Here is a 4567-nt window from a genome sequence, read left to right on the forward strand (position 1 = left end):
GCGGAGGGGAATGGCGAGACTCCTGCGGGAAAAGAGTGCTAGGTGAGACCCCGGAAGGCGTCAGCCTGAGGAGGCTCATCGCGCTCCCGCGGAAAGCGAGCTATTCCCCGTAGCCCCATCCACTCAACAAACTTCTCGAAACTGAGTCTTCAAGAAACCTGCCATATACATTAATAAGGGTTTGAGTAAATGGGTGGAATCGATTTGTCTGTTTTCTAATTTATTGATTCTATGCATATAGTGGGAGTAAGGAGAGTGAGGAGAAATGAAAATCACAGAACTGCAGATGAAAGATGTCATTGCTATGGAAACAGGAGAACGCCTGGGCTATATCAGTGACCTTGATATCGATACACAAAGAGGCAGGCTTAAGGGGCTTGTTCTCACAATGAAAGGAAAAGCGATGGGGCTATTTGGGAAGGAAGAAGAGATGACGATTCCTTGGGATCAAATTATCAACATCGGGGCTGATGTCATTTTAGTGAAAAAAAATGGTTACAAAAGCATTTCTACGGTACAAAAGACAGAATCAGACGAATAAGAGAAGAAATTGGATGAAAAATGTGTTAAAATGGAGTGAAATTGAGGTGGTGTTCAAATGGAACCTTTCCAATCACATTCCCTTAGACAGATGACTTGTTTTCATTCCCACCAGCATGTGACTGCAGGATTGACAACACGTCAAGGGGGACATAGTGAAGCCCCTTTTGATTCACTGAACATGGGGCTCCATGTATCTGATAAAAAGGAAGATGTGTTGAAGAATAGACGAGCGCTTGCTGAGGAAATCGGCATTCCACTTTCAAGATGGGTGATCGGTGAACAGGTTCATGGCACCGAAGTCGCTGCCGTAGATCAGAGGGATGCCGGTGCGGGTACGACTTCCTTAGAAACCGCCGTCGCCAACGTTGATGGATTGATAACCAATGAGAAAAATCTGGTACTCGGGGCTTTTTATGCGGACTGCGTACCGTTATATTTTTCTGATTCAGAATCAGGATGGGTAGGTATTGCCCATGCTGGGTGGAAGGGAACAGTAAACGGGATGGCAGGGAAGATGATCCGGGCGCTTCAGGAAAAAGGGTGTAAGCTCGAAAATATACAGGCTGTCATTGGTCCTTCCATTGGTAGGAAACACTATGAAGTCGATGACCGTGTGATAAGCTTCATTCCTGAAAACTACAAAAAAGAATGTGTGATGAGTAAAGGAAAAGGGAAATATCAATTAGACCTGAAAGTTCTTCACCAGAAAATGATGATCGAGGAAGGCTTGAAGGAAGAACATATTCAAATGACTGGTTTTTGTACATACGAGGAAGATCAAACGTTTTATTCCCACCGGCGCGATCAAGGAAGGACGGGGCGTATGCTTGGGTTTATCACGCTTCGGACTTTGTGAGCGGGAAGGAGTTCTAACATGTCGGTTGAAGATAACTTAGCAAAAATAGATCAACAAATAGAACAGGCTTGTAAAAATAGTGGACGAGCTAAAAATGAAATCACTCTTATAGCTGTTACCAAATACGTTACTACTGAACGTGCACAGGAAGCGCTGGATGCAGGAATCAAACATCTTGGGGAAAACAGGAAAGAAGGCCTTCTGGAAAAATACGAGGAAATCGGTGATCAGGCAACCTGGCATTTTATTGGGACGTTGCAGTCAAGAAAAGTAAAAGAGGTAATTGGACAAATCTCTATGATCCATTCCCTTGACCGGAAGTCACTGGCAAAAGAAATTAACAAAAGGGCCAGCTGCCCGGTTCCATGTTTCATTCAGGTCAACATAAGTGAAGAAGAATCCAAACATGGGTTAGCAGCTTCAGAGGTCGAATCTTTCATAGAAGCATTGAGTCAATATGAAAATGTTAAAGTGGTAGGACTGATGACGATGGCCCCACATACGGAAGACGAAGAGAAACTACGTGGCGTGTTCCGCCAATTGAGGGCATTAAGGGATCGCATCAGGGATAAAGGTTATCGTCACGCCCCTTGTGAATATTTATCCATGGGAATGAGCAACGACTTTGCACTGGCGATTGAAGAAGGAGCAACACATATCCGTCTTGGCTCCAGTCTTGTCGGTGAATAAATAAAATCAGAGGTGATGAAAATGAGCATGAAAAATAAATTTCGTTCGTTTTTCACGTTGGATGATGAATACGAGTACATTGAAGAAGAAGTGGAAGATGATTACGAAGAAGATTCTGCCCAGCGTCAACGAGGGGCGAAGAAACAGGAACCGGGCAATGTTGTCAGTTTGAAAAGTGCTAAGTCCTCATCAAAAATGGTATTGAGTGAGCCGAGCAGCTATAATGAAGCTCAGGATATCGCTGATCAGCTGGTGAACCGGCGGGCTGTTGTTATCAATTTACAACGTGTCGACCATCATCAGGCAAAGCGGATTGTAGATTTTTTAAGCGGAACGGTATATGCTATAGGTGGAGATATTCAGAAACTTGGAACTCAAACATTTCTTTGTACTCCTGATAACGTTGAAATTTCAGGGTCTATTTCTGAAATGATTGCTCAAGAAGACGATGATATTAACAGAAGGTGGTAAGACATGGCGTTTTTGTTTCAGATTTTAATGACTGCACTACAAATTTATAGTTGGATTCTCATCATCTACATTTTAATGTCCTGGTTCCCTGGGGCACGTGAATCCAGTTTCGGTGAAGTTCTTTCCCGGTTGGCTGAGCCATTCCTGGAACCTTTCCGAAAGATCATTCCTCCACTTGGGATGATTGACATTTCGCCGATTGTGGCCATTCTCGTCCTGAACTTTGCGCGAGCAGGGTTAGGCGAATTATATTACATCATTATGGGATTATAAGTCGAGGAACAGATCAGAGAGCACATCTATGTTCTCACATCTGTTCCTTTTGGTAATTATGGAGGTTTTTTAGGTGGATATCTATCAGCATTTTCGTAAAGAAGAAAAGCCATTTATAGATCAAGTCTTATCTTTTCGTGAAGATGTGTCTCTTAAATATCAGCGGAAGCTGACAGATTTCCTCGATCCGAGGGAACAAATGATTATGAAGGCGCTTATGGGGAATGACCCGGATCTGATTTACGGATTGGAAGGCGGGGCTGAAGGAAGTGAACGCAAACGAGCGATCATTGCTCCGGATTATGAAATCATTGAAAAAAGTGACTTTCAGTTGACGCTTCTCGAAGCACCTTATCCTCAAAAGTTTGTTACGCTTGAGCATCGGGATGTTCTGGGTGCTTTTATGTCGTTGGGGATTCGCAGAGAGAAAATGGGGGACCTCGTTGTGCAGGAGGGCACGATTCAAATTACAGCAGCCTCTGAAATCAGTGACTATATTAAAATGAACTTAACCGGTATTAAACGTTCCAATGTACAGTTTGAAGAAAAGCCATTATCTGCGCGTATAGTGAGCAATGAAACTTGGGCTACGAAACAAATGACTGTTTCTTCGTTACGCCTGGATGTTATGGTTAAGGAAATTTACGGGATGTCACGCAATAAGGCATCCATGTTTATTGAAGCAGGACAGGTGAAGGTCAATTTCCGTACCGTAGAAGATGCTTCATTTTTATTAGAGGAAGGCGATCTCATTTCTTTACGTGGAAAAGGGAGGAGCCGTCTGGATGAAGTGCTGGGTGAGACAAAGAAAGAGAAATATAAAGTGATGACATCAAAATTAAATTAATGCAGCAGCAAAGAAGGATAACGTAGGTTCCTGTCGAATTTATTAAGATAGATAGATGTTTTGGGGAGGTGGATGGTGTGCCATTAACACCACTGGATATTCATAACAAAGAATTCACTCGCGGTTTCAGAGGATATGATGAAGATGAAGTCAATGAGTTTCTTGATCAAGTCATCAAAGATTATGAAATCGTCATACGTCAGAAGAAAGAGCTTGAACGCGAAGTCAGTCAGTTGAACGAGCGTCTGGGTCACTTCAACGATATCGAGACGACGCTCAATAAATCGATTCTCGTCGCTCAAGAAACCGCAGAAGACGTAAAAAACAGTGCGAACAAAGAATCGAAACTAATCGTGAAAGAAGCAGAAAAAAACGCCGATCGTATCATCAATGAAGCTCTTGAAAAATCCCGTCGCATTAATATCGAAGTAGAAGACATGAAAAAACAGGCGAAAGTTTTCAAAACAAGACTTCGTATGCTGGTAGAAGCTCAAATCGATATGATTGACAACGATGACTGGGATCATCTGTTTGATACAGAGCTTGATGATGAGAAAGAAGTCGAGCGTAAAATGGAAGAGGAATACAGCTCCCAGCCTTAATTCCAACCCGTACATACGGAAATCATACTTTCATACAAATCAAGGTGCCGTTCCTACAAGAACGGCACCTTTTCTCTTCCACCCCTTCTTAAGCAAACTGGCAGGTTTCTTGAAGACTCAGTTTCGAGATTTTTGTGAGAGTTTAGGGCTCCGGGAAAAGGTTCGCTTTCCATGGGGCGGGCGGTGAGCCTCCTCAGGCTACGCCTTCCGGGGTCTCACCTGTCCCACACGTCCCATAGGAGTCTCACCGTTTCCCTCCGCCCCTTTACCATGGAATAGATTCTC

7 protein-coding genes are annotated in these 4567 nt (G+C 43.4%); all 7 read left to right on the forward strand.

Features of this window, described 5'->3' with window-relative positions; all coding sequences use genetic code 11:
* Window positions 1-265 precede the first annotated feature (265 nt).
* The 7 genes from VKA52_RS01570 to VKA52_RS01600 all read left to right on the forward strand — a co-directional run bounded on the left by VKA52_RS01570 (window position 266) and on the right by VKA52_RS01600 (window position 4282).
* Window positions 266-541, forward strand: a complete 276-nt coding sequence (locus tag VKA52_RS01570) for a YlmC/YmxH family sporulation protein (RefSeq protein WP_326313953.1) — start codon at window positions 266-268, stop codon at window positions 539-541.
* Between the two features lie 57 nt (window positions 542-598).
* Entirely contained in the window at window positions 599-1399 is an 801-nt protein-coding gene (gene pgeF, locus VKA52_RS01575) for a peptidoglycan editing factor PgeF (protein ID WP_326313954.1), read from the forward strand.
* An 18-nt stretch (window positions 1400-1417) separates the two neighbouring features.
* Window positions 1418-2089 (forward strand): YggS family pyridoxal phosphate-dependent enzyme, encoded by a 672-nt coding sequence (locus VKA52_RS01580; RefSeq protein ID WP_326313955.1) that lies wholly within the window; start codon window positions 1418-1420, stop codon window positions 2087-2089.
* Between the two features lie 21 nt (window positions 2090-2110).
* Window positions 2111-2560, forward strand: a complete 450-nt coding sequence (locus VKA52_RS01585) for a cell division protein SepF (protein WP_326313956.1) — start codon at window positions 2111-2113, stop codon at window positions 2558-2560.
* A gap of 3 nt (window positions 2561-2563) precedes the next feature.
* Entirely contained in the window at window positions 2564-2833 is a 270-nt protein-coding gene (locus VKA52_RS01590; protein ID WP_089652828.1) for a YggT family protein, read from the forward strand.
* Window positions 2834-2906: 73 nt separating this feature from the next.
* The gene (locus VKA52_RS01595) at window positions 2907-3680 is read left to right on the forward strand and encodes a YlmH family RNA-binding protein (RefSeq protein WP_326313957.1); all 774 of its coding nucleotides are present in this window, start codon (window positions 2907-2909) and stop codon (window positions 3678-3680) included.
* A 77-nt stretch (window positions 3681-3757) separates the two neighbouring features.
* On the forward strand, window positions 3758-4282 hold the full coding sequence (locus VKA52_RS01600; RefSeq protein WP_089652830.1) for a DivIVA domain-containing protein: 525 nt from the start codon (window positions 3758-3760) through the stop codon (window positions 4280-4282).
* Window positions 4283-4567: the final 285 nt, after the last annotated feature.

Origin of the sequence: Halobacillus sp. HZG1 (assembly GCF_035818575.1) — a bacterium.
In the GTDB taxonomy this organism is placed as follows: Bacteria; Bacillota; Bacilli; order Bacillales; family Halobacillaceae; genus Halobacillus; species Halobacillus litoralis.